Here is a 24,886-nt window from a genome sequence, read left to right as displayed (position 1 = left end):
GGGCGCCGTTCAGCCCTGCTGAAGCCGCTTTCCTGGCTACTTCCTGCGCGCGGCAATCGCCTGCTCGGCCTTCGCCACCAGGTCCGCGCCCACGGTCGACTTCCACTTGTCGTACACCGGCCGCGTCGCCTTCACGAAGGCTTCGCGCTCCGCCGGTGTCAGGCTCGTCACTGTCACGCCCATGCCCGCGATGTCTTTCAGCACAGGCTTGTCGGCCTCCACCAGGCCCTTGCGCGCAATGGCGATTTCTTCCTTGCCGGCGTCGACGGCGGCCTGCCGCACGATGGCCTGGTCGGCCGGCGTCCACGAGGCCCAGATTTCCTTGTTGACCACGAACACCAGCGGGTCGGCCACATAGCCCCAGGTGGTGACGAACTTCTGGCCGACGTTCTGCATCTTGAGCACCGTGAACAGGAACAGCGGGTTCTCTTGCCCGTCGACCGCGCCGCTCGCGAGTGCGGGCTGTGCGTCGGCCCAGCTCATCTGCGTGGGGTTGGCGCCCAAAGCAGTGAACAGGTCGGCGAACAGCGGCGAGCCGACCACGCGGATCTTCATGCCCTTCAGGTCGTCGGGCGACTTGATCGGCCGCTTGGAGTTGGTGATCTCGCGAAAGCCGTTCTCGCCCCAGGCCAGCGGCACCACGCCGGCCTTGTCGATGGTCTTGAAGATCTCCTGGCCCACGCTGCCCTGCGTCAGCGCGTCGATGGCGGCGTAGTCGGGCATCAGGAAGGGCATGGAGAACAGGTTGAGCTGCTTGACCTGCGGCGACCAGTTGATGGTGGAGCCCACGGCCATGTCGATCACGCCCTGGCGAAGTGCGCTGAACTCGCGCGTCTGGTCGCCCTGGATGAGCGACACGCCGGGGTACAGCTTGATGTTGATGCGGCCCTGGGTGCGTTCCTTCACCAAGTCGGCCCAGATCTTCCCGGCCTGGCCCCACGGCGTGGGCGGACCCAGCACCAGCGACATCTTGTATTCGGGCTTGTAGGCGGCCTGCGCCATTGCGCCGGTCGAGAACATGCCGAGGGCGGTGGCTGCTGCGGCGAGTCCGAGCAGGGTGCGGCGGAATTTCATGAGAGGTCTCCTTATTGTTCGAAACACTTACTGGTACTGAAAACTATCTGATGGGGCTTGTACGCTCAGGGCGCGTGCACAGGCCGCCGGGTACTCCCCTGCACGAATGTCCCCCCGTCGGCGTGAGCGCACCCCGAACAGAGTTTCTCGAGCGCAAACAAGGGCCTCACATCAATACCCCAGCTTGCGAGGCAACCACAAAGCCAGCTCCGGGAAGACGATGACCAGCACCATCACCACGAACATCGCGAACAGCAGCCAGCCCACCCATCGCACGGTCTCTTCCATGCGCACCTTGGCGATGCGGCACGACACCATCAGGTTCACCGCGAGCGGCGGCGTGAACTGCCCCAGCGCCACCTTCAGCGTCAGGATCACCCCGAACCACACCGGGTCCCACTTGTAGTACTGCACGATCGGCCACAGCAGCGGCACGAAGATCAGGAAGATCGACACCCCGTCCAGGAACATGCCGACAGTGATCAGCAGCAGGATCAGCAGCGCCAGCACGCCGTATTCGCCCAGGCCCGAGTTCACGATGGCATGGGCCACCGGATCGATCACGCCCAGCGTCGACAGCGAATACGCAAAGATGCCGGCCAGCGACACCACCACCAGGATCACCGCCGACAGCTCGCCCGACTCGCGCAGGATCACGAACAGATCGCGGACCTTGATCGTGCGGTGCACCACCATGCCCACGAACAGCCCGTAGAACACCGCCACCACGGCAGCCTCTGTGGGCGTGAACCAGCCCAGGCGCATGCCGCCCAGAATGAGCACCGGCGCCGCCAGGCCCCAGACGGCATCGCGAAAGCTCTCCCAGAACGGCGGACGCGGCAGCGCGGCTTCGAGCGTGCCCATCTTGTGCTTGCGCGCCAGCCACACGGCCGGGATCATCAGCGCAAGGCCCGCCAGGATGCCGGGGATCATGCCGGCGGCAAAGAGCGCCGGCACCGAGGCATTGGGCACCAGCACCGAATAGACAATGAAGGCCACCGAGGGCGGAATCAGGATGTCGGTGGCTGCCGCTGCGCCCACCACGCTGGCCGCGAAGGCGCTCGGGTAGCCCGCGCGTGCCATGGCCGCGATCATCACGCCGCCCACTGCAGCAGCAGTGGCAGGGCCCGAGCCCGAGATGCCGCCCATGAACATCGCCACCGCAATGGTCACCAGCGGCAGCATGCCCGGCCCGCGCCCGACGATGGCAATGGCAAAGTTGACTAGGCGCAGCGCCACGCCGGAGCGGTCGAAGATGGAGCCGACCAGCACGAACATCGGAATGGCCAGCAGCGGATATTTGCCCAGGCCGGCATAGAAGTTCTGCGGCACGGCGAGCAGGCCGAACCATTGGGCGTCGCTGTTGGCCAGCGCGATGCAGGCGGCGCCCGCCAGGCCCAGTGCGGCGCCGATGGGCACGCCCACCAGCATCATCACGACGAAGGCGACAAAGAGCAGGGTAGCGATCACTTGGTGTCTGACTTGTAGTTTTTCTTGCGGCCGCGGCGGACCATGAGGCCTATAGCGCGCAGCGCGATGGCGAAGGACACGATCGGCAGCCAGATCGAATACCACCACGCGGGCAGCCCGATGCCGGGCGTCGTTTCTTCAAAGCGGTAGTCGTCCCACACCATGCGGATGCTGAGCGCGCCGATGAGGGTGAACAGAATGGCGATCATCAGCGCGCCGAACTGAGCGAGCCGCTTGCGCCGGGCCATCGAGCCGCTTTCGGAGAAGTACTCGATGCGGATGTGCCGGTCGCGCGCCACGGCGGCCGAGCCGGCCACCAGCGCCAGCATGATCATGAGGAACACCGAGAACTCTTCGGTCCACGCGAAGGACGAATCGGTGAAGTAGCGCACCAGCACGTTGGCAAAGGTGATGAGCGCCAGGGCGCCCATGATGATGACGGTGAGCCAGTCTTCGATGGCCAATGGCACCTTGGTGGGTTCGTCGGCGGCTTCGATGTCGGGGGGGATGGGGCTGGCGGCGTCCAGCGTGGGGCCGGACTCGGGTGGAGTTGTCATCGCAGGAAGGTCAGTGAGGCCAAAAGCCATGTCACCGGGCGGACGCCGGGACGCGTTCCGTACACCTCGACAGGGAAACAGCCGTCGATGCTAGGTGGTCGATGACCACTCATGTATCGGGGGTTTCCTTAGCTTTCATTGCCTTGCTTGCGTTGCCGTTCAGGGCGTGTGCGCAGGCCACCGGGTACTCCCCTCCGCGAATGTCCCCCGCCCTGCGGGCTCCTCCTTTATTTCGCTGCGGGGAGCACCCGGCGCCCTGCGCACGGTCAGCGCGGTTGTGGGGTTGGTGGGGCGAGTGCTGTGGCGGATTGCAGATGGGCGTGCGTGGGTTCGAATCCTCAACCTGCGCTGGATGGTGACGTTCGCAGAGGCTTTACCTGACGCGGAGATTGTGTCGACGCTGTCGACACAATTGAGCTGGAGCCACCTGTTAGCTATCTTGGCGCTCAAGATGACCCAAGGCCCGGCGTCAGTTCCCTGCGCATATGGAGGATCCAAAATGAGCTGCCTCTATTTATGCAGCGGGAGCTAACTGTCTTGGACGTTGCCGCATCAAGCGCCGAGCGATCTGCCCCAAAGCAGTCGTTAGCGACCGAACACAACTTAACCCCCGTTGCTACCCGACCCATGGGACTAGTAGCCAGCAGTTTCGCCGCTGAGGAACTCTCGTTGTCGGTCAATGACCATGGAGCGACTTCGGGTTTGTTCGACGTAGGGCGTGTCTCTCGACTACCAATTTCTCGGTATTGATCAAGCACGGTTTCGAGAGCGAAATTCAAACCAGCGGACCCGTTCACGGTGCATCAGAGGCGCGTGCTCGGTTTCATTTTTCACCATACTCGACCCGAATGTGGTCTTTATGACTATGCATGCAGCAGCGCTTCGTCTGTTTCTGGCCGAATGTACGGCGACCTCTCTCAGGAAGGAAATTGAGCTAAAGGGTTCGCTGGCGAGTGCTCTGCAAGTTCGCCACAAGATTCGAGATACCGATCTAGAAAAACTGTTTGATCTGGCTGACGAGGCGCCCCCAGACACATACAGACGGCACTACTACGTCTACACACTGCAGTTGTTCTCTGGTTCGGCGTACAGCACTTTTTCCTCGATCGTGACCGCTCCAGCTGGCACATTGGCGAACGTCTTGGTCAAGCCTCATTGGGATCCTTTGAAGACGCACAGACTCGGTGCCATCTACGACCAAGAGCCGATGAACCTGTTCCCGGGTTGGTCGCTTACCAATGCGCGAAACAACCAAGTGATGCTCGATCCTCATCTGCTAATGCTTCACTCAGACGGCGGGATATCTACCGATCTCAATGGGAAGGTGTCGTCCAAGGCGACGAGCCACACTGTTGGCATGCAGGTTTCTGGGGCGCTGCGTTCGGAAGACGAGCAAATGACGGAAGACCGATTGAAGGGCGGAACACTGCCTGGTCTTCAGCAAATTTATTCCCCGTATAGCAATAAGCTGAAAAAGAGCGAACCTCAGATGCTGAAGGCATTGGGAAAGCTGAGCGGTGATAAAAGTAGGGCGTATGACAACACCAAAGCGATCAAGAAGTTCGAGAAGATCATGGATGAGATGAGAAAAACGACAATTGCAGGTGACTCACATTACAACCTCTTGTCGGGTAGCTTGCTGAATCAAAAATTGACTAACTCAGCTTTGTTGAGTGCGCAGAAATACTGGGCCCATCACCGTAGCACTGCTGAGAGAGAGATCGATACCGTGATCAAAGGGTTGCGCACAAAGGACGCGCAAGAGCATGCAATGACGCTGCGCCATCACACGCCTCGCTGATTCGATCAGAAAGGCGCTGTCCATCTCGGTGAGGACTGTTCTAGTCGGAAGTGTCGACTAACAGATAGGGGTGTTCTCGCGACTTTGGTTATCAAAGTTGGGATGTGCGACTGAACCAGCCACCGATACCGGGGCGTTCTCATGCCTGTGGTTATCGTCTGTTTGGCCGCCTGCTTCAGACTGGTTGCCGTCAGTAAGTTTTTTCATCGACCGACTGTTTCCCGCCGACCGCGAACAAATGCAGCTTCAGTGGCGGCGCTGAACGCTCAGGTCGATGGGGTGCCTTGCGCAGCGAAATAAAGGAGGAGGCCGAAGGCCGGGGGACATTCGCGGAGCAAGGTACCCCGTCGGCGTGAGCGCCCCCCGATGCAACCCAAACGGAATCAGCCCATCAACGACCGCGCCCGGTCCAGATGCTCCCGGCACTCACGCACCATGCGCTCCAGCAGCTCAGCGCAGGTAGGAATGTCGTCGATCAGCCCGATGCACTGCCCCGCCGACACCACCCCGTTCTGCACCTCGCCAGACTCCAGCGCCGCACGGCCACGTGCACCGGCCACCAGCGGGCGCACTTCCTCGAACTCGCATCCGCCGGGCCGGTTCTCCGTGGCCACCACCTCTTCGGAAATCGCGTTGCGGAACACACGCGCGGTGTTGCGCATGGTGCGGAACATCAGCTTCGTGTCGCGCTCGGTAGCATCCACCAGCGCCTGCTTGATGTTGTCGTGAATGGGCGCTTCCTTCGTCACGCAGAAGCGCGTGCCCATGTTGACGCCCTCGGCGCCCAGCGCCAGCGCCGCCGCCATGCCGCGCCCGTCTGCGATGCCGCCCGACGCGATGATCGGAATGCGCAGCTTGCGCGCCGCAATCGGCAGCAGCACCAGGCCGGGCACGTCGTCTTCGCCGGGATGGCCCGCGCATTCGAAGCCGTCCACCGACACCGCGTCCACGCCATTGCGCTCCGCCGACAGCGCATGGCGCACCGACGTGCACTTGTGCACGATCTTCACGTCATGGCGCTTCAGCGCCTCGATGAAATCCTTCGGGCTGTTGCCCGCGGTCTCCACGATCTTCACGCCGCTGTCGATGATGGCCTGCACGTACTCCGCATACGGCGGCGGCTTCACCGCCGGCAGGATCGTGAGGTTCACGCCAAAGGGCTTGTCGGTGAACGTGCGGGTGCGCGCGATCTCGTTGCGCAGGTCGTCGGGCGTGGGCTGCGTGAGCGCGGTCACGATGCCCAGGCCGCCGGCGTTCGACACGGCCGCGGCCAGCTCGGCACGGCCCACCCATTGCATGCCGCCCTGGATGATGGGGTAGCGAATGCCGAGCAGTTCGGTGATGCGGGTCTTCATCTTGCGGCGGCCTCTTACAGCGCCTTCACCAGTTCCGGCACGGCCACGAACAGGTCGGCCACGAGGCCGTAGTCGGCCACCGAGAAGATCGGAGCCTCTTCGTCCTTGTTGATCGCGACGATGACCTTCGAGTCCTTCATGCCGGCCAAGTGCTGGATGGCGCCCGAGATGCCCGCCGCGATGTACAGCTGCGGCGCGACGATCTTGCCCGTCTGGCCCACTTGCCAGTCGTTCGGTGCGTAGCCCGCATCCACCGCTGCACGGCTGGCGCCCAGGCCTGCGTTCAGCTTGTCCGCCAGCGGCGTCATCACTTCGGTGAACTTTTCTGCGCTGCCCAGGGCACGGCCACCCGAGACAATGATCTTCGCGGCCGTCAGCTCGGGGCGGTCGCTCTTGGTCACTTCGCGGCTCACGAAGCTGCTCTTGCCGCTGTCGGCCACGCCTTCAGCGGTTTCGACGGTTGCGCTGCCACCGGTGGCGGCTGCCGCGTCGAAGCCGGTCGTGCGAACCGTGATCACCTTGGTGGCGTCGCTGCTCTGCACCGTGGCAATCGCGTTGCCGGCGTAGATCGGGCGCTCGAAGGTGTCGGGGCTGACAACCAAAGTGATGTCAGAGATCTGGGCCACATCGAGCTTGGCGGCCACGCGCGGTGCCACGTTCTTGCCGTTGGCGGTCGAGGGGAACAGGATGTGGCTGTAGTTGCCGGCGATCGCCAGCACCTGGGCTGCGACGTTCTCGGCGAGGTTCTCCGCCAGGCTGGGGCTGTCTGCGGCGATGACCTTGGTCACGCCTGCGATCTGTGCGGCTGCCTTGGCGGCTTCGGCGGCATTGGCGCCTGCCACCAGCACGTGCACCTCACCGCCGCAAGCCAGCGCTGCGGTCACGGTGTTCAGGGTGGCCGGCTTGATGCTGGCGTGGTCGTGTTCGGCAATAACAAGTGCGGTCATGTTCAGATCACCTTCGCTTCGTTCTTCAGTTTCTCGACCAGGGTGGCAACGTCAGGCACCTTGATGCCGGCGCCGCGCTTGGGCGGCTCGCTGACCTTCAGGGTCTTCAGGCGGGGCTTCACGTCCACGCCCAGGTCCTCGGGCTTGAAGGTGTCCAGCTGCTTCTTCTTGGCCTTCATGATGTTCGGCAGCGTCACGTAGCGCGGCTCGTTCAGGCGCAGGTCGGTGGTGATGACGGCCGGCAGCGTGAGCGTCAGCGTTTCCATGCCGCCGTCGACTTCGCGGGAAACCGTGGCCTTGTCGCCTGCGACTTCGACCTTGGAGGCGAAGGTGGCTTGCGGCAGGTCGGCCAGCGCAGCCAGCATCTGGCCGGTCTGGTTGGCGTCGTCGTCGATGGCCTGCTTGCCCAGGATGATCAACTGGGGCTGTTCCTTGTCGACCAGCGCCTTCAGCAGCTTGGCAACGGCCAGCGGCTGCAGCTCTTCGGTGGTCTCGACCAGGATGCCGCGGTCGGCGCCGATGGCCATCGCGGTGCGCAGGGTTTCCTGGCACTTGGCGTCACCGCACGAGACGGCGATGACTTCGGTGACCACGCCCTTCTCCTTCAGGCGCACGGCCTCTTCGACAGCGATCTCGTCGAAGGGATTCATGCTCATCTTGACGTTGGCAATGTCCACCCCGGTGCCGTCGCTCTTCACGCGCACCTTCACGTTGTAATCGACGACCCGTTTGACAGGTACCAGAACCTTCATGGCTGTTCCTTTGAATGACGAAGAAATGAATGAATGGGTTACTCGAGCTTGGCGCCCGATTGCTTGATGAGCCGCTCCCACACCGGGCGCTCCGCCTTCCAGGCGGTGGCGAAGAGCTCGGGCGAGCTGTCCTTGATCTCGAAGCCCATGGCCGCCACGCGCTCGCGCACGTCGGGCTGCTGCGTGGCCTTGCGCACTTCTTCGGCGATGCGGTCCACGATGGGCTTGGGCGTCCTGGCGGGCACCGCGATGGCGAGCCAGCCGGTCACGCGGTAGGCCTCGTCTTTCAGGCCCTGCTCGGCCAGCGTGGGCACGTCGGGCAGGGTGCTCATGCGGCGCTCGCCGCTCACGCCGATGGCGCGGATCTTCCCGGAGTCGATGTGCGGCTTGGCCACCAACGCGCTGGCGTAGGCCATCTGGATCTGGCCGCCGATCAGGTCCTGCATCATTGGCGCCTCGCCCTTGTAGGCGACGTGGTTCATGTCGGAGTGCGTGGCAAGGCTCATGTGCGCGCCGGCCAGGTGCGGGTATGCGCCCACGCCGTAAGAACCGTAGGCCACCTTGCCCTTGTTGGCGGTGACGTACTTCAGCAGCTCGGGCCCGGTCTTCACCGGCACGCTCGGGTGCACCACCAGCACCAGCGGCGCCATCGCGATCTGGTAAACCAGCGTGAGGTCGCGCTGCGTGTCGTAGGGCAGCTTCTCGTAGAGGAACTCGTTGGTCATGAGCGAGTTGCTCAGCCCCAGCACGATGGTGTAGCCGTCGGCCGGCGACTTGGCGACCGCGTCGGTGCCGATGATGCCGGCCGCGCCCGGCTTGTTGTCGATGACGACGGGCTGGCCCAGGCCGGCCGACATCTTCTGGCCGATCACGCGCGCCAGCACGTCGGTGGCACCGCCCGCGGCGAAGGGCACGACCATGCGGATCGGTTTGTTCGGGTACGTGCCCTGTGCGTGAGCGTGGGGCAGCGCGCACAGCGTGGCGGCGGAAGCGGCTGCGCACAGCAGGGCACGGCGGGTCGGAAGGCGGAAGGTCATCACTTGTCTCTGTCTCTCGGTCTTGGTTTTGAAATGGGTCATTGCGGCGCGATGCGCGTCTTGAAGGGCAGCGGCTCCAGCGCCGCCTGCAGCCGCTCGCGCAGCGGCGCGGCGAGCGCGCCGGCCGCGGCCTCGTCGATCAGCACGCGCACCAGGCTCTCGCCTTCGGTCTTCACCATCGGGCGTGCCGCCTCCGGCACGCCGAGCGCGGCGCAGGCCTCGGCCACCGTCGCGGCCACCACGTGCCGCGCGGCCATTGCGCGCAGCTCGGGCTTGTAGATTTTTCCGACGTTGGTCATCGGCATGGTCTCGATCACCGACACCCACTTGGGCCGGGCGGGTGCCTCGTCCACGCGCGCGGCGGTGAAGGCCAGCAGTTCTTCTTCCGTTGCCGATGCGCCGGGCACCAGCGTCGCGAAGATCACCGGCAGTTCGCCCGCATAGGCATCGGGCGCGCCCACGGCGGCGCACAGCTGCACGGCGGGGTGCGCGCCCAGCGCGTCCTCGATGGTCTTTGGGTCGATGTTGTGGCCGCTGCGGATGATCAGGTCCTTCGAGCGGCCCGTGAGGTTGAGCCGCTCCTCGCTGTCTATCCAGCCCAAGTCGCCGGTGGCGAGCCAGCCGTCGGCCGTGAAGGCCTTGGCGTTGTCGGCCGGGTCCACGAAACCCGAGAACACGTTGGGCGACTTGAACAGCACCATGCCCTGTTCGCCGGGCGGCATGTCGCGGTCGCTGGCGTTGCCGTTCTCGTCGAGCGCCACCACGCGCATCTGCATGTAGGGCAAGCGAAAACCGACGCAGCCCGCGGGCCCGTCTACGCCGGGCGGCGTGATGGTCGAGATGCCGGCCATCTCGGTCATGCCCAGGCTTTCATGCACGTGCAGGCCGAAGAGGCGCTCGAAGCGCGCGGCCAGCTCGGGCGCGAGCACGGCGGCGCCGGTTCGGCAGTAGGTGATGGAAGAAATGTCCGCGCCGTCCAGCGGCACGTTGGCCAGCGCCGCGAGCACCGTGGGCACGGCCGACAGCGAAGTCGGGCGGTAGCGGGCCACCAGCTTCCAGTAGTTGGCCAGCACCTCCTTGTTGCGCAGCAGCGAGGTGGTGGGAATGATCACTTCCACGCCCGCCGACAGCGACGACAGCGAAGCCGGCAGCACGCCCGCCACATGGAACAGCGGGTAGCCGTTGATGGAAATGCCCTGCTCGTTCATGCCCGCGACCTGCACGCTGGCCCAGGCGGTGAACACTTGCGCGCCGTGGCTGTGGCGCGCGAGCTTGGGCGCACCGGTGGTGCCGCCGGTGTGGAAGTAGGCGGCGATGTCGGTCGGTGCGATGTCGCGGCCGCTCACGAGGTGGTCGTCGGGTTGCGCGGCGCGCAGCACGTCGAACTCGGCCACGCCCTCGGGCAGTGTTCCGGCGGCTCCCGGCGCCTCGTCATGCGGCGCCACGCGCAGCACGGTGGTGAGCGTGGGCACCTGGCCGCGCAGGCGCATGGCCTTCGACCACATGCCCGATTCGCTGTCCGAGCCGTAGGCGATCAGCACCTTGGCGCGTGCGGCAGTCATCAGCGCCACCAGCTTCTCGTCGGTGAGCAGCGGGTTCAGCGGCTGCACGATGCCGGCCGCCTCGCCGCCCCACAGCGCCAGGTGGTATTCCAGGCAGCCGGGCAGCAGCACGGCCACGGCGTCCTGCGGGCCCACGCCCAGCGTGTGCAGCATGTTCGCGGTCTGGTGGATGCGCGCGAGCAGCTCGGCATACGACCAGCGAATGGGTTCGTCCGCCGGGTTGCCGGTGCGCAGGAAGGTCAGTGCCGTCTTGCCGCCGAAGGCATGGCCGGCGTTGCGAAAGATCTCGTAGGTGCTGCGCACCGTGAGCGCCCGCTCGAGCGGCGTCTCTTCGAGCTTGCGGATGTCCGCGAGGCTGCGCACGGGAAGGGCCGGGCGAAACGGTGCGCCGACCGGGGTGCTGTAGTTGTTTTCGTGCTTGCCTGTCATGTCTTTTGTCTCCTTGGTGCCGCCGCAGTGCCGGGCCCTGCCGGCCCCGAGTCGTTTTACTGGTTCGTGATGTGGTTGTCGCGAATGACCTTGCCCCAGCGCTCGAAGTCTTCGTGCATGCGCACGCCAGTCTGCGCCGGCGTGCGGTAGGCCGCGAAGGAGCCCACGCTCTCCAGCTTTTCCTGCACCTGCTTGTCGGCCAGCGCCGTCTTCAGCTCGGCGCTCATGCGGTCGATCACGTCCTTGGGCGTGCCGGCCGGGGCCAGCAGGCCGCCCCACGAGGTGGCGTCGAAGCCGGGGAAGCCTTGTTCGGCCACCGTCTTCACGTCGGGCAGCAGGCTCACGCGCTTGCCCGAGCCGACAGCGATGGCGCGCAGCTTGCCGGCCTTGATGTGCGGCAGCACGCCCACCAGGTCGGAGAACATGGCGGGCACCTGGCCGCCGATCAGGTCGGTCACGGCCGGTGCGCTGCCGCGGTAGGGCACGTGCTGCATGTCGAACTTGCCGATGGTCTTGAGCTGCTCGGTCGTCAGGTGGCCGAAGCTGCCGGCGCCGGCGGTGGTGTAGTTGAGCTTGCCGCCCTCGGCCTTGGCCTTGGCGATGAGGTCTTGCACGCCGTTCACGTCGGGCAGCGACTTGGGGTTCACCACCAGCACGATCGGCAGGTCGTACACCGAGCCCACGGGCGTGAAGTTCTTGAAGATGTCGTAGCCGGTGGGGCCGTACAGGTGCGAGGCCAGCAGCGTGGGCGTGGCCAGCATCACGAAGGTGTAGCCGTCGGGCGCGGCCCGCGCGGCCGTGGCGGCGCCCACGGTGCCCGATGCGCCGCTGCGGTTGTCGATCACGATGTTCTGCTTGAGCGCGACCGACATCTTCTGCGCCACGATGCGCGAGGCCACGTCGGTCGGGCCGCCCGGCGGGAAGGGCACGATCAGCGTGATCGGCTTGGCGGGCCAGGCCTGTGCGAAGGCGGTGCCGGCCACCAGGGGCAGGGCGAGGGCGAGAAGGGCGCGGCGAACGGGACTGCGAAGGGAAAGGGATGCCATTGGGTCTTGTCTACTTTGGAAATTCGGACGCCTGTCTTCTTCAGACGACGCCACTCGTTTTCAGCGCCGCCAGCTTTTCATCCGACAGGCCGAGCAGGGACTTCAGCACGTCGTGCGTGCCTTCGCCCAGGGTGGGCGGCGCGCTGCGCACCGGCAGGCGCTCGCCATCGAAACGGTAGGGCGGCGCCAGCACGTTGACCGTGCCGGCCACCGGGTGCGGCTGCGTGGTGACCAGGCCGGCGTCGATGGCGCGCTTCGATTGCAGCGCCTCCAGCAGGCCCAGCACCTCGCCGCACGGAATGCCGGCGGCGGTGAGCTTCTCCAGCAGGTCGGCGCGCTGGCGCTTCGCCAGTTCGGCGTGCAGCTCGGGCAGCAGCACCGCGCGGTTGGCCGAGCGCAGGATGTTGGTCTTGAAGCGCTCGTCGGCCGCGAGGTCGGGCCGGCCGATCACCTCGGTACAGAAGCGCGCGAACTGCGCGTTGTTGCCCACGGTGATGACCAGCGGGCCGTCGGCCGCGTCGAACACGCCGTACGGCACGATCGACGGATGCGAGTTGCCGTAGCGCGGCGGGTCTTCGCCCATCAGCAGCGCCTCGAGGCCGTAGTAGGCGGTGATCATCAGGCCGCAGTCGAACAGGGCCATCTCCACGTGGCGGCCCTTGCCGGTCTTCTCGCGCTGGTACAGCGCGGCCAGGATGGCCTGCGCCGAGTACATGCCGGTGAACAGGTCCACAGCCGCCACGCCGAACTTCAGCGGCGGCTGGTTGGCCTCGCCGTTCAGCGCCATCAGGCCGGCCTCGCCTTGAACGACGAGGTCGTAGCCGGGCCGCGCTGCTTCGGGGCCGGTGCGGTCGTAGCCAGAGATCGAGCAGTAGATGAGGCCCGGGTTCTCCTTGCTCAGTTGCTCGTAGCCCAGGCCCAGCTTGTCGATGCCGCCGAACTTGAAGTTCTGGATCACCACGTCGCACTGCCTGGCAAGGTCGCGCGCGATCTGCTGGCCTTCGGGCGTCTGCAGGTCGAGCGTGACCGAGCGCTTGTTGCGGTTCACGCTGTTGAAGTAGGCGGTCTCGGTCTTGCCCACGCGCAGGCCCCAGTCGCGGGTGTCGTCGCCGCGGCCCGGGTGCTCCACCTTGATGACCTCGGCGCCCATGTCGGCCAGCACCATGCCGCACCAGGGGCCCGCCAGGATGCGGGACAAGTCGAGGACGCGCACGCCGGCAAGCGGCAGCGAGGAATTCAGCGAGGACATGGCTACTCCAGGAAAAACGAAAAGCCCCGTGCGCATGCGCAGGGGGCGGGCAGGGCGGGTGTCAGGGCGCGTCCGCCTTGCCGCCGGCGTGGCGAAGCGCCACGAAGTCGGCCTTGCGCTTGCCGAGGAAAGCGCCGATGCCTTCGGCCGCTTCGGCGTCGCCCTGCGACTCGACCATGAACACGGCCTCGGCGTCGAGCTGCTCTTCCAGCGTGGCGTGGTGCGCCTGGCGGCACAGCGTCTTGATGCGCGCGCTGGCGCGTTGCGGGCCGCTCGCCACCTTGGCCGCGAGCGCGATGGCTTCAGCCAGCGCGGCGCCCTTGTCGGTCAGGCGGTTGACGGCGCCCAGCGCATGCAGGCGCTCGGCCGGCATGCGGTCGCCGGTGAGGCACATCTCCGTCAGCACCTGGCGCGAGACGAACTCCGCGAGGAAGGCCGTGGCGCCGCCGTCCGGCGTGAGGCCGACCTTGACGTAGGCCACGGTGAAGAAGGCGTCGCGCGCCGACACCAGCATGTCGCAGGCCAGCGCCATCGACAGGCCCGCGCCGGCAGCGCCGCCTTCGACCGCCGCGATCACCGGCTTGCCGCAATCGCGCAGCGCGCGGATCAGGTTGTTGAGGCCTTCGAGGATCTGGCGGCGCTCGGCCACCGGCAGCTCGCGGCGCTTGGCCAGCAGGTTCAGGTCGCCGCCGGAGCAGAAGAAGTCGCCGGCGCCGGTGAAGACGATGGCGCCCACCTCGGGGTCGTTCTGCGCATCGGCCAGCGCGGCGCTCAGCTCGGCGTACAGCGTGGGCGTGATCGCGTTGCGCGCGGCGGGGTTGCTGTTGGTCAGGATGCGCACGGCGCCTTCCTGCGAGATCAGAACGGTCTTGTTGTCGCTCATGCCGCAACCTCACTGCCGGACTCTTTGCCCAGGGCGATGTAGCGCTGCAGGTGGTGGTCTTCGTCGCCCAGTTGGTGGTCGATCATCACCAGGCGCTTGGCGTAGTGGGGCAGGGGCAGTTCCCAGGTCATGCCGATGCCGCCGTGCATCTGGATGCTTTCTTCAGCCACCAGCGCGCCGATGCGGCCGATGCTGAACTTGGCGGCCGACAGCGCGCGCTCGCGCGCCAGGCGGTCGCCGGTGTCGATGGCGGCTGCCGCGTTGATGACGGCCGAGCGGGCCTGTTCGATCTCCAGCAGCAGGTCGGCCATGCGGTGCTGCAGGGCCTGGAAGCTGCCGATGAGAATGCCGAACTGCTTGCGCGTGCGCAGGTACTCCAGCGTGGCGGTCTTGGCGGCTTCCATCGCGCCCAGTGCCTCGGCGCACAGCGCGAGCATGCCGCGGCCAATGGCGCGTTCCAACGTGGCGTTGCCCTGGCCTTCGGCGCCCAGCAGCGCGTCTGCGCCCAGCTTCACGCCGTCGAATGCAAGTTCGGCCACGCGGCCGCCGTCGATGGCGGGGCAGCCGCGCACCGTGAGGCCTGCGGTCTTCGCTGGCACGAGGAACAGCGAGATGCCGGCTTCGTCGTCCACGTTGCCCGAGGTGCGGGCCGAGACCAGGAACAGGTCGGCCTGCTCGCCTTGCGGCACCACGGCCTTGGCGCCGTGCAGCACCCAGCCGTCGCCGGAGCGTTCTGCCTTGGTGGCTACGCGCGAGCGCTCGTAGTGCGTGTCGGCCTCGTCGTGCGCGAAGGCCGCGACGGTCACGCCGTTGATGATGTCTGCGAGCTTTTCTTTCTGCGCGTCGCTGCCGGCGGCGCTGATCGCCTCGCCGACCATCACCGCGCCCAGCAGCGGCTCGACCACCAGGCCGCGGCCCAGTGCCTCGAAGACCACCGCAATGTCGAAGCCGCCGCCGCCGAAGCCGCCATCGGCCTCGCTGAACAGCGCGCCGATCACGCCCAGTTCGGCGAACTGCTGGAAGATTTCCTTGCTGAACCCGTGCTCCGACTTCGCGATGCTGTCACGCGCATCGAACGCGTACTGCTCGCTGATGAAGCGGTTCAGGCTGTCGGCGAGCATGCGCCGGTCTTCGGTGTGTTCGAAGTTCATGCCGTTCTCCTTACAGGCCCAGGATCATCTTGGAGATGATGTTCTTCTGGATTTCGTTCGAGCCGCCGAAGATCGACAGCTTGCGGTTGTTGAAGTAGCGCGAGGCGGCGGCCGATGCGTAATCGGGGCCGAAGGTCTCGCCCCCGTTCTCGGTATAGCCGTCCTTCAGCGCTTCTGCGATGAAGGGGCGGCCATAAACGCCCATCGCGCGGCGGGCCAGCGAAGAAATTTCCTGGCGAATCTCGGTGCCGCGGATCTTCAGCATCGAGCTTTCCGCGCCCGGCACGCCGCCGCCGGCCACCGCCGCGATCACGCGCAGGTTGGTGGTCTTCATGTTCTCCAGGTCGATCTCTACGCGCGCCATGCGCGCAGCGAAGGCCGGGTCTTCGGCCAGCGGCTTGCCGTTCTTCGTCTGCGTGGCGGCAATGCCCTTGAGCTGTTCGAGCGCGGCCACCGAGAAGCCCACGCCCGCGATGTTGGTGCGCTCGTAGGTCAGCAGGTACTTGGCGCAGGTCCAGCCCTTGTTCTCCTCGCCCACGAGGTTCTCGGCGGGCACGCGCACGTCGGAGAAGAACACTTCGTTCACTTCATGCTCGCCGTCGAGCGTGATGATCGGGCGCACTTCCACGCCGGGCGATGTCATGTCGATCAGCAGGAAGCTGATGCCTTCCTGCTTCTTCGCCTCGCGGTTGGTGCGCACCAGGCAGAAGATCATGTTGGCGTGCTGGCCCAGCGTGGTCCAGGTTTTCTGGCCGTTCACGATGTAGTGGTCGCCCTGCGCGTCGATGCCTCGCACGGCCGATGTCTTCACGGCCGCCAGGTCGGAGCCCGCGCCGGGTTCCGAATAGCCCTGGCACCACCAGTCGGCGCCGTTCAGGATGCGCGGCAGCCAATGCTGCTTCTGCGCCTCGTTGCCGTATTTGATGAGCACCGGCCCCAGCATGTTCACGCCGAAGGGCACGATGCGCGGCGCGAAGGCCAGCGCGCACTCATGCTCGAAGATGAACTTCTCGACCGCCGTCCACCCCGGGCCGCCGTACTGCTCGGGCCAGTGGTTGGCCAGCCAGCCGCGCTCGTTGAGGATGGCGTGCCATTCCTGCATGTCGGCCTTCTCGAGGATCTTGCCGCTGCGCACTTTCTCGGACAACCGCACCGGCAGCTTGGTCGAAAGGAAGGCGCGCACTTCGCTGCGGAAGGCTTCTTCTTCGGTCGTGAAGTTCAGGTCCATCGCGGGCTCCTCAATAGATTTCGAACAGGCCGGCCGCGCCCATGCCGCCGGCAATGCACATCGTGACCACCGCGTACTTCGCGCCACGGCGCTTGCCTTCGATGAGCACGTGGCCCGCGAGGCGCGCGCCGGTCATGCCGAAGGGGTGGCCGATGGAGATGGCACCGCCGTTCACGTTGAGCAGCTCCGACGGAATGCCCAGCTTGTCCTGGCAGTAGATCGACTGCGAGGCAAAGGCTTCGTTGAGTTCCCACAGGCCGATGTCCTGCACCTTGAGGCCGTGGCGCGCGAGCAGCTTGGGCACCGCGAACACCGGGCCGATGCCCATCTCGTCGGGCTCGCAGCCGGCCACTGCCAGGCCGCGGAAGGCGCCCAGCGGCTTGATGTTGGCGCGCGCTGCGTCCTTGGCTTCCATCAGCACGCAGGCCGATGCGCCGTCCGACAGCTGCGAGGCGTTGCCTGCGGTGACGAACTTGTCCTCGCCCATCACCGGCTTCAGCTTGGCGAGCGCCTCGTAGGTGGTGCCGCGGCGGTTGCAGTTGTCCTCGGTGGCGGTGACTTCGCGGTAGGTGACTTCCTTCGTCTCCTTGTCGGTCACGGCCATCGTGGTGGTGCAGGCGACGATCTCGTCCTTGTAGCGGCCGGCGATCTGCGCTTCTTCGGTGCGGCGCTGGCTCTCCGCCGAGAAGCGGTCCTGCGCCTCGCGGCTGATGTTGTAGCGCTTGGCCACGATGTCGGCCGTTTCGATCATCGCCATGTACAGCTCGGGCTTGTGCTCGACGATCCACGGGTCCATGCCGCTGTCGCCGCTGTCGGTGGCGCTGCGCGAGCGGATCTGCGAAATGCTTTCCACGCCGCCCGCGATCATGGCCGGCGCGCCGTCCACCACGATGCGGCCCGCGGCCATCGCAATAGCCTGCAGGCCCGAGGCGCAGAAGCGGTTCACCGTGGTGCCGGCAATGCCGATCGGCAGGCCCGCGCGGATGATGGCCTGGCGCGCGATGTTGCGGCCGGTGGTGCCTTCGGGGTAGCCGCAGCCGAGGATCGCGTCCTCGACCAGCGCGGGGTCGAGGCCCGAGCGTTCCACCGCCGCCTTCACGGCGAAGGCCGCCAGCGTGGGGCCGGGGGTGATGTTGAATTCGCCGCGGTGCGCCTTCGTGAGCGGGGTGCGGGCGGTGGAAACGATGACGGCTTCACGCATGGGGTGTGTCTCCTGGAGGGCTGGCTCTGTGGTTACTCGGATTGATTGAGGCTGGCGAAATCGGCGCCGCGTTCGACCAGCTGCACCAGCAGCGGCGACGGCTTCCAGAAGATCGGGTCTTCCTTGGCAAATTCGCGGATGTCGGCCAGCACCTTGGGCAGGCCGACGGTGTCGGCGTACTTCATCGGGCCGCCGCGGTGGCGCGGGAAGCCGTAGCCGTAGAGGAAGGTCACGTCCACGTCCAGCGGGCGCAGCGCAATGCGCTGCAGCACCACGTTGGCGCCTTCGTTGACCATCGCGGCCATGTAGCGGCGCATGATTTCTTCTTCGGTGAAGGCGCGCGGCTTGATGCCTGCGCGCTCGCGCTCGGCGTCGATGATGGCCAGCACTTCGGGGTCGGGCTGGCCGGTGCGCGCGCCTTCGGGGTACAGGTAGTAGCCGCGCTGTGTCTTCTGGCCGAACCAGCCGCGTTCGCAGATGCGGTCGGCAATCTGCACGTAGCGCGCCGCGGGGTCGCGCGTGGCGGCTTTGCGCTTGCGCGTGGCCCAGCCGATGTCGCCGCCGGCCAGGTCGGACACCTGGAACGGGCCCATCGGGTAGCCGAAGTTGCGCACCGCTTCGTCGATCTGGTAGGGCGACGCGCCGTCTTCCATCATGTGGTCGGCGGCCTGGCGGTACACGGCCAGGATGCGGTTGCCGATGAAGCCGTCGCACACGCCGGCGCGCACCGGCACCTTCTTGAGCTTCTTCGCCAGCTCGAAGCCGGTGGCGACCACGTCGGCGCTCACCTTGGCGGGCACCACGATCTCCAGCAGCTTCATGATGTTGGCGGGCGAGAAGAAGTGCAGGCCCACCACGTCCTGCGGGCGCGAGATGCTGGCGGCGATCTCGTCGATGTCCAGGTACGAGGTGTTGGTGGCCAGCACCGCGCCGCGCTTGCACACGCGGTCGAGTTCGGCGAACACGGCCTTTTTGACCGACATGTCCTCGAACACGGCTTCGACCACGATGTCGACCTGCGCGAGCGCGTCGTAGCTGGTAGAGCCGGAGAAGCGCGCCATCACGCTGTCCTTGGCCTCGGGCGTCATGCGGCCCTTCTTGATGAGGCCGTCGTACACCTTCTCTACGTTGGCGCGGCCGCGTGCGAGCTGCGTGTCGTCGCGCTCGATCATGGTCACCGGCATGCCGGCGTCGAGCATGGCCACCGCGATGCCCGCGCCCATGGTGCCGCCGCCGACGATGCCGGCCGACTCCAGCGCGCGTGGCTTGGCCGACTTGGTCTCGGGCGCCTTCAGCACTTCACGCTCGGCGAAAAAGGCGTGGATCAGGCCGGCGCGCTGCGGGCTGTCGATGCACTGCAGGAACAGCTTGCGCTCCAGCGCCATGCCTTCGTCGAAGGGCAGCGTGAGCGCGGCCTCGACGGCTTCGATGATCTTCATCGGCGAGAACAGGCCGCGGCTCTTCTTGGCTGTGTCGGCGCGCGCGGCTTCGAGGGCGGCGCGACTGGCTTCCTTGTCGGCCAGCGCGCCGGCGTCGCGGGTGCGGCGCACCGGGGCCTTGGCGGCGACCAGTTCCTGCGCATAGGCCAGGCCTTCGGCCAGTGCGTCGGCGTCGGTGGCCAGGCGGTCGACGAGGCCGAGCGACAGCGCTTCCTTGGCGCCCGCATGGCGGCCGCTGAGCATGAGTTCGAGCGCGGGCTTCACGCCGATGAGGCGCGGCGCGCGCTGCGTGCCGCCCGAGCCGGGCAAGAGGCCCAGCGCCACTTCGGGCAGGCCCAGCTTGGCGGTGGGCGAGGCGATGCGGTAGTGCGCCGACAGCGCCACTTCGAGCCCGCCGCCGAGCGCGGCGCCGTGGATGGCGGCAACCACCGGCTTGGTGCAGTTCTCGATCTTCAGGCAGGCCTCGGGCAGCGACGGCGGCTGCGGCGTCTTGCCGAATTCGCGGATGTCGGCGCCCGCAATGAAGTTGCGGCCCGCGCCGGCGATCAGCACCGCCTTGGCGGCGCCGTCGGCCTCCGCCGCGTCGATGGCGGCCACGAGGCCGCGGCGCACATCCACGCCCAGGGCGTTGACGGGCGGGTTGTCGATGGTCACCACGAAAACGTCGCCTCGACGCTCGAAGGTGACGGGACCGGTGGACGTGGAGGGGCTGGGGGTGTCGTTGGTGGCCATGTGCTGCTTGTCTCTTGCGTTGCGAACCGTGCGGGTTCGAGGCTCTGGGGTGAACCCGGCATTCTTTGCCGGTATCCCCGCTTTGACAATTGCATAGGCGGTTGACAGACTGTCAAAGGATTTTTGACACAATTGGTGCATGGACCTGCAATCGCTCACCCTGCTGGTGGAAATCCTCGATGCCGGCAACCTGAGCGCGGCGGCCCGCCGGCTCAAGATGACCCGCGCCAACGTCAGCTACCACCTGAACCAGCTGGAGCGCTCGGTGGGCGCGCAACTGGTGCGGCGCACCACCCGGCGCGCCGAGCCGACCGAAATCGGCCTGCGGCTCTACCAGCATGGCGTGGCGATACAGGGCGAACTGCTGGCGGCGCGCGAATCGGTCACCACGCTGGGACAGGGCCTGCAGGGCCGCGTGCGGCTGAGCGTGCCCAGCGGCTACGGGCAACTGGTCATGGCCGACTGGCTCATCGACTTCAAGCGCCAGTACCCCGGCATCGTGCTCGACGTGGTGTTCGAAAACCGCATCGAAGACCTGCTGCGCGACGAAGTCGACATCGCCATCCGCGTGATTCCCGAGCCGCCGCAGAACCTGGTTGCGCGCGCGATGGGGCCGGTGCGCTACGTGGCCTGCGCCTCGGCGGAGTACGCGTCGAAGCACCCGCTGCCGGTGCAGCTCGATGCGCTGCAGGGCGCGCCTGTGGTCACCGCCGCCGTCATCGGCCGGCAGCTGCGCGTGTCGGCCTACCAGGGCGAGACGCGGCGCGAGGTGATCCTCGAGCCGACTCTGATCTCGGAAAACTTCCTCTTTCTGCGCCAGGCCATCCTCGCCGGCCTGGGCATCGGCCTCGTGCCCGACTACGTGGTGCAGGAAGACGTGCGCAAGGGCGACGTCGTGACCACGCTGGACGACTGGCGCCTGTCCATCTTCGGCACGCAGATGTTCATGCTCTACATGCCCAACCGCCAGCACACGCGGGCGATCCGGACGTTCATCGATTTCGTGCTGGAGCGGGTGCGGGTGCCGGGCTAGCTACCCCGCCGCCGGTTTCCCGGCGTGCCTTCGTAGTGCCTTGCCTTGTCGACATACATCGCCCGGTCCGCGCGTTGCAGGGCCGATTCCAGCGACTCTCCCGCGTGGCAGGTCGCCAGGCCGATCGCCAGGCTCAGCGCGTGGCCGCTCTGTCCGGCGTGGAACTGGTTGTTCATTTCCAGCAGCGTGAGGATGCGCTCGCGCATGGCTTCGGCGCCGCGCTCGTCGGTCATGGGCAGCAGCACCGCGAACTCGTCGCCGCCTATGCGCGCGGGCCAGGCCGGCGGGTCGACGGCTTTGTCGAGCACCTCGCCCATGCGGCGCAGCAGCGAGTCGCCGGCGGCATGGCCTTCCTGGTCGTTGAGCTGCTTCAATCCGTTCAGGTCGATGGCCACGATCGACACCGGCCACGGGCCCTTGCGCGCGAGGCGGGTGAGCTCTTCGGTGAAGTAGGTGCGGTTGCACAGCTGCGTGAGCACGTCGTGCTTGCCGAGGTATTCGAGGTAGGCCTCGGCCTTCTTGCGCGCGGTGATGTCGACCAGCGACACCAGCACCAGGTCCCAGGTGTCGAGCCGGTCGTCCTGCACCGCGAACTGCATGTGGATGTTCAGCACCTCGCCCGACAGCGAGTAGTTGAGCACCTCGCGGTGCTGCACGGTCTTGCCGTTCCACAGGTCCTGCAACTGCTCGGCGAAGGATTCGCGCATCTCGTCGCGGAAGATGCGCGAGAGGCTGCCCAGCAGGGTCTGCAGGTCGGGCGCGCCGAACATGCGCAGCGTTTCGCGGTTCACGTCGACGACGCGGATCTCCTGCATGCAGCGCGTCACGAACTCGGGGTGCACCTTGATGAAGGTGGCGAAGTCGGTGATGCCGCGCGCGCGGATGCTTTGCAGCAGCGCGCGCACGGCGCTGAAGTCTTCCACCCACAGCGACACCGGCGAGCGCTCGAACAGGCTGCGTGCGTAGGCGGCGCTTTCGTCGCGCAGGCGCTGCGCGGCCACGCGCTCGGTCACGTCGTCGAGCGAGACCAGCACGCGCTCCCAGGTGGCTTCGTGGCCGGGCAGCACGCGGGCGCGCACGCGCACGTCGAGCCGCCGGCCGTCGAGGGCGTAGTTGACCGTCTCGCTCTCGAAGGTGAGCTGGCCGCGCCACAGCTGGTCGAGCTCATGCACCACGGTGGCCGACATGTCGCCGCGGAACACGCGGTCGAGCGAGTCGAGCAGGGTCTGCTGGCTGTCGGCGGCAAAGAGCTTCAGGGTGTGCTGGTTGACCCGCAGCACCTTCAGCAGCGCCATGCATTCGCTCACGCGGCCCGGGTCTTCCGACAGGTACGCCACCAGGTCGGTCACGCCTTCGGCGCGCCAGCTATCGAGCTTGCGCTTGAGGCCGCTGTAGTCTTCGATCCAGAGTGAGACTGGCGCCAGGTCGAACATGGCGTCGAGTTCGGATGACGGGGAAACGTCGGACGCGGCGGCGGTCAGGGCCATCGATGGGCTTTCGGAAAAGCGGCTGCAGCCAGTGCTGACGGGCCGCCGGCAGATTGGGAGCTTAATTATTACCCGGCAGGGCGAAGGGATTAGCGGCTGTAGAGGCCCACCACGCTCTGTCCACCCAGCGCATGGCCCTTGAGCGCGGCCAGCAGCGCGTCGCGTGCGAGCCCGGCGGGCAGGCTGCCCGGCGCCAGGTCGGTGGCGACCACGGTCAGCACGTAGTGGTGCGGCCGGTCGCCCACCGGCGGGCACATGCCGCGGTAGGCCGGCGCGCCGGCCACGTTCGGGCCCATGGTGAAGTTGAAGTTCGAGCCCGCCTGGCCTTCGCCCGCCTTGAGTTCGCCGCGCTCCGCCGCGATGTTGTAGGCCACCCAGTGCGACACGCCCAGGCCGGCAGCGCCGTCCGGGTCGAACACCAGCACGGCGACCGACCGGGTCTTGGCCGGCAGGTTGCTCCAGGCCACCGGCGGCGAGATGTTCTTGCCGCCGCACTCGCCCGCACCGGCATGCTCGGCCGGGATCACGCCGTTGTCGGCGAAGGCGCTGGACGTGACTTTCATGCCCGTGACGGCCTTGCCGGTGCCGGGCGACATGCCGGTGCAACCTGCCATGAGGCCGGCGAAGGCGAGGGCCGTGACCGGCAGGGCGAGGGGGCGAAGCCCGGTGTTCTTGCGCATATCGTTCTCCTTGAGGGTTGTCTTTATCCGGCCTGGCCAAGCCATATGCTGCCGTCGGCCTTCTCGTGCACTGCCAGCGGCGTGAGCCGCGCGCCGCGGCATGGGCCGCCGACGCACTTGCCGGTGTCGGGCTCGAAGATCGCGCCATGCCTTGCGCACATCAGGAAGCGGCCGGAGCTTTCGATGATCTGCCCTTCGAAGTCGAGCGGGCCGCCCGCGTGGGGGCACTGGTTGATGTAGGCGTAGACGCCGTCTTGCCAGCGCACGGCGAACGCGGGGGCGCCGTTGGGTGCTGTGAACTTGGCCGCCATGCGGTCGTCGGCAAGCGTGGTGGAAATCGGCGTGAGGGTGGGGGTGGGCGCTGTGGGGTCGTCGGTCATCTGGCAGCGAGGGTAGCCAAGGTTCGAAAGAGGCGCAACGCTGCATCGATGCGAGCGGCCCGCTTACAAATCGCAGCCGATGGAATGGCTGATAACTGTATATTCATACAGTAATTCCGAGGACTCCCGTGGACATCCATCGCAAACTCGCCATCCTTGCCGACGCCGCCAAGTACGACGCCTCCTGCGCATCCAGCGGCTCGCAGCCGCGCGACTCGGTGGGCGGCCGCGGCATCGGCTCCACCGAGGGCGCGGGCATCTGCCACAGCTACGCGCCCGACGGCCGCTGCATCTCGCTGCTGAAGGTGCTGCTCACCAACCACTGCCAGTACGACTGCCTTTATTGCGTCAACCGTGCGTCGAGCAATGTGCCGCGTGCGCGCTTTCGGGTCGAAGAGGTGGTGCAGCTCACGCTCGACTTCTATCGGCGCAATTGCATCGAGGGCCTGTTCCTGTCGAGCGGCATCATCAAGTCGCCCGACCACACCATGGAGCAGGTGGTCGAGGTGGCGCGCGTGCTGCGCGAGGAGCACGACTTTCGCGGCTACATCCACCTGAAGACCATTCCCGACGCCAGCGACGAACTGCTGGCGCGCGCCGGCCGCTATGCCGACCGGCTCAGCATCAACGTCGAGATGCCGACCACCGAGGGCCTGCAGGCGCTGGCGCCCGAGAAGAACGAAAGCGCCATCCGCCGCTCCATGGCGCGGCTGCGCCTGCGCATCGACGACACGCGCGAGGAAGCCCGCCGAGTGGTGCCGATCCGCGCGCTGCCCGGCGCGGCCCCCGCCGCCGCCAGGCCGCCGCCCTTCGCGCCCGCGGGCCAGAGCACGCAGATGATCGTGGGCGCCGACGCCACCGACGACCGCCACATCCTCGCGTCGAGCGCCACGCTGTACGGCGCCTACAAGCTCAAGCGCGTGTATTACTCGGCCTTCAGCCCCATTCCCGATGCGGCCCGCGCGCTGCCGCTGGTGGCGCCCCCGCTGATGCGCGAGCACCGGCTGTACCAGGCCGACTGGCTCATGCGCTTCTACGGCTTCGAGCACCAGGAGATCGTGGCCGCGCCCGACGGCCTGCTGCGGCTGGACGTCGACCCCAAGCTGGCCTGGGCGCTGGCGCATGCCGAGCGTTTCCCCGTCGACCTGAACCACGCCCCGCGCGAAATGCTGCTGCGCGTGCCGGGCCTGGGCGTGAAGGCGGTCGAGCGCCTGCTGCAGGCGCGCCGCGTGCGCAGGGTGCGCGCCGACGATCTGCGCCGGCTGCACGTGCCCTCGCGCAAGGTGCTGCCCTTCGTGGTGGCCGACGGGCACCGGCCGGCGGCGGGAGCCATGGCCGCCGCAGTTCCCGCAGCCCGGCCGGCGCAGGCGGCGCTGTTCTGAGCTGGAGGCAA

The 24,886-nt window shown here is 66.8% G+C and carries 21 protein-coding genes; 3 read left to right on the top strand and 18 right to left on the bottom strand.

Going from position 1 to position 24,886, the window contains the following annotated elements:
- Nucleotides 1-36: 36 nt before the first annotated feature.
- The 3 genes from ACQY8B_RS20270 to ACQY8B_RS20260 form a co-directional block, all read right to left on the bottom strand.
- Nucleotides 37-1,074 carry a DctP family TRAP transporter solute-binding subunit gene (locus ACQY8B_RS20270; RefSeq protein WP_422088347.1) on the bottom strand — a complete coding sequence of 346 codons (1,038 nt, stop codon included), beginning with the start codon at nt 1,072-1,074 and terminating at the stop codon, nt 37-39.
- A 171-nt stretch (nt 1,075-1,245) separates the two neighbouring features.
- On the bottom strand, nt 1,246-2,544 hold the full coding sequence (locus ACQY8B_RS20265; protein ID WP_422088346.1) for a TRAP transporter large permease: 1,299 nt from the start codon (nt 2,542-2,544) through the stop codon (nt 1,246-1,248).
- Nucleotides 2,541-3,101: a TRAP transporter small permease gene (locus tag ACQY8B_RS20260; RefSeq protein WP_422088345.1), complete on the bottom strand. Its 561-nt coding sequence runs from the start codon at nt 3,099-3,101 to the stop codon at nt 2,541-2,543. The genes ACQY8B_RS20265 and ACQY8B_RS20260 overlap by 4 nt, the downstream gene beginning before the upstream one ends.
- 718 nt (nt 3,102-3,819) lie before the next feature.
- Here ACQY8B_RS20260 and ACQY8B_RS20255 point away from each other — a divergent pair.
- Nucleotides 3,820-4,902: a hypothetical protein gene (locus ACQY8B_RS20255; protein WP_422088344.1), complete on the top strand. Its 1,083-nt coding sequence runs from the start codon at nt 3,820-3,822 to the stop codon at nt 4,900-4,902.
- A gap of 383 nt (nt 4,903-5,285) precedes the next feature.
- Here the strand turns inward: ACQY8B_RS20255 and ACQY8B_RS20250 are convergent, their stop codons facing one another.
- The 12 genes from ACQY8B_RS20250 to ACQY8B_RS20195 all read right to left on the bottom strand — a co-directional run bounded on the left by ACQY8B_RS20250 (nt 5,286) and on the right by ACQY8B_RS20195 (nt 19,913).
- Nucleotides 5,286-6,257, bottom strand: coding sequence for an NAD(P)H-dependent flavin oxidoreductase (locus ACQY8B_RS20250; RefSeq protein WP_422088343.1), 972 nt, complete (start codon nt 6,255-6,257; stop codon nt 5,286-5,288).
- A gap of 14 nt (nt 6,258-6,271) precedes the next feature.
- On the bottom strand, nt 6,272-7,204 hold the full coding sequence (locus ACQY8B_RS20245; RefSeq protein WP_422088342.1) for an electron transfer flavoprotein subunit alpha/FixB family protein: 933 nt from the start codon (nt 7,202-7,204) through the stop codon (nt 6,272-6,274).
- A gap of 2 nt (nt 7,205-7,206) precedes the next feature.
- A complete protein-coding gene (locus tag ACQY8B_RS20240) occupies nt 7,207-7,956 on the bottom strand; it encodes an electron transfer flavoprotein subunit beta/FixA family protein (RefSeq protein ID WP_422085960.1) in 750 nt (249 codons plus the stop codon).
- Between the two features lie 38 nt (nt 7,957-7,994).
- Nucleotides 7,995-8,993 carry a Bug family tripartite tricarboxylate transporter substrate binding protein gene (locus tag ACQY8B_RS20235; RefSeq protein WP_422088341.1) on the bottom strand — a complete coding sequence of 333 codons (999 nt, stop codon included), beginning with the start codon at nt 8,991-8,993 and terminating at the stop codon, nt 7,995-7,997.
- Nucleotides 8,994-9,031: 38 nt separating this feature from the next.
- On the bottom strand, nt 9,032-10,984 hold the full coding sequence (locus ACQY8B_RS20230) for an acyl-CoA synthetase (RefSeq protein ID WP_422088340.1): 1,953 nt from the start codon (nt 10,982-10,984) through the stop codon (nt 9,032-9,034).
- Nucleotides 10,985-11,040: 56 nt separating this feature from the next.
- A complete protein-coding gene (locus ACQY8B_RS20225) occupies nt 11,041-12,030 on the bottom strand; it encodes a Bug family tripartite tricarboxylate transporter substrate binding protein (RefSeq protein ID WP_081270835.1) in 990 nt (329 codons plus the stop codon).
- A gap of 40 nt (nt 12,031-12,070) precedes the next feature.
- Nucleotides 12,071-13,279 (bottom strand): CaiB/BaiF CoA transferase family protein, encoded by a 1,209-nt coding sequence (locus tag ACQY8B_RS20220; protein WP_422088339.1) that lies wholly within the window; start codon nt 13,277-13,279, stop codon nt 12,071-12,073.
- A gap of 61 nt (nt 13,280-13,340) precedes the next feature.
- On the bottom strand, nt 13,341-14,162 hold the full coding sequence (locus ACQY8B_RS20215) for an oxepin-CoA hydrolase, alternative type (RefSeq protein WP_422088338.1): 822 nt from the start codon (nt 14,160-14,162) through the stop codon (nt 13,341-13,343).
- Nucleotides 14,159-15,313: an acyl-CoA dehydrogenase family protein gene (locus ACQY8B_RS20210; protein WP_422088337.1), complete on the bottom strand. Its 1,155-nt coding sequence runs from the start codon at nt 15,311-15,313 to the stop codon at nt 14,159-14,161. Before ACQY8B_RS20210 ends, ACQY8B_RS20215 begins: the two co-directional genes overlap by 4 nt.
- A 10-nt stretch (nt 15,314-15,323) precedes the next feature.
- Nucleotides 15,324-16,541 (bottom strand): acyl-CoA dehydrogenase family protein, encoded by a 1,218-nt coding sequence (locus ACQY8B_RS20205; RefSeq protein WP_422088336.1) that lies wholly within the window; start codon nt 16,539-16,541, stop codon nt 15,324-15,326.
- A gap of 10 nt (nt 16,542-16,551) precedes the next feature.
- Nucleotides 16,552-17,742 (bottom strand): acetyl-CoA C-acyltransferase, encoded by a 1,191-nt coding sequence (locus tag ACQY8B_RS20200; protein ID WP_422088335.1) that lies wholly within the window; start codon nt 17,740-17,742, stop codon nt 16,552-16,554.
- Between the two features lie 32 nt (nt 17,743-17,774).
- Complete coding sequence (locus ACQY8B_RS20195) at nt 17,775-19,913, bottom strand: 3-hydroxyacyl-CoA dehydrogenase NAD-binding domain-containing protein (protein ID WP_422088334.1); 2,139 nt, start codon at nt 19,911-19,913, stop codon at nt 17,775-17,777.
- 139 nt (nt 19,914-20,052) lie between these two features.
- Here ACQY8B_RS20195 and ACQY8B_RS20190 point away from each other — a divergent pair, with 139 nt between their 5' ends.
- Nucleotides 20,053-20,946, top strand: a complete 894-nt coding sequence (locus tag ACQY8B_RS20190; RefSeq protein ID WP_422088333.1) for a LysR family transcriptional regulator — start codon at nt 20,053-20,055, stop codon at nt 20,944-20,946.
- Here the strand turns inward: ACQY8B_RS20190 and ACQY8B_RS20185 are convergent.
- The 3 genes from ACQY8B_RS20185 to ACQY8B_RS20175 form a co-directional block, all read right to left on the bottom strand.
- Nucleotides 20,943-22,433: a sensor domain-containing diguanylate cyclase gene (locus ACQY8B_RS20185; protein WP_422088332.1), complete on the bottom strand. Its 1,491-nt coding sequence runs from the start codon at nt 22,431-22,433 to the stop codon at nt 20,943-20,945. The two genes, ACQY8B_RS20190 and ACQY8B_RS20185, sit on opposite strands and share 4 nt — an antisense overlap.
- Before the next feature lie 89 nt (nt 22,434-22,522).
- A complete protein-coding gene (locus ACQY8B_RS20180; protein ID WP_422088331.1) occupies nt 22,523-23,113 on the bottom strand; it encodes a YbhB/YbcL family Raf kinase inhibitor-like protein in 591 nt (196 codons plus the stop codon).
- A gap of 23 nt (nt 23,114-23,136) precedes the next feature.
- Nucleotides 23,137-23,493: a Rieske (2Fe-2S) protein gene (locus ACQY8B_RS20175; protein WP_422088330.1), complete on the bottom strand. Its 357-nt coding sequence runs from the start codon at nt 23,491-23,493 to the stop codon at nt 23,137-23,139.
- A 128-nt stretch (nt 23,494-23,621) separates the two neighbouring features.
- Between ACQY8B_RS20175 and ACQY8B_RS20170 the strand changes: the two genes are divergently transcribed.
- Nucleotides 23,622-24,875 carry a putative DNA modification/repair radical SAM protein gene (locus ACQY8B_RS20170; RefSeq protein WP_422088329.1) on the top strand — a complete coding sequence of 418 codons (1,254 nt, stop codon included), beginning with the start codon at nt 23,622-23,624 and terminating at the stop codon, nt 24,873-24,875.
- The last annotated feature ends 11 nt before the right edge of the window (nt 24,876-24,886 follow it).

This window comes from Variovorax sp. (genome assembly GCF_965279555.1).
GTDB lineage: Bacteria > Pseudomonadota > Gammaproteobacteria > Burkholderiales > Burkholderiaceae_C > Variovorax.
The sequence above is the reverse complement of the archived record's forward strand: the minus strand, read 5'-3'. Positions and strand labels throughout refer to the sequence as shown.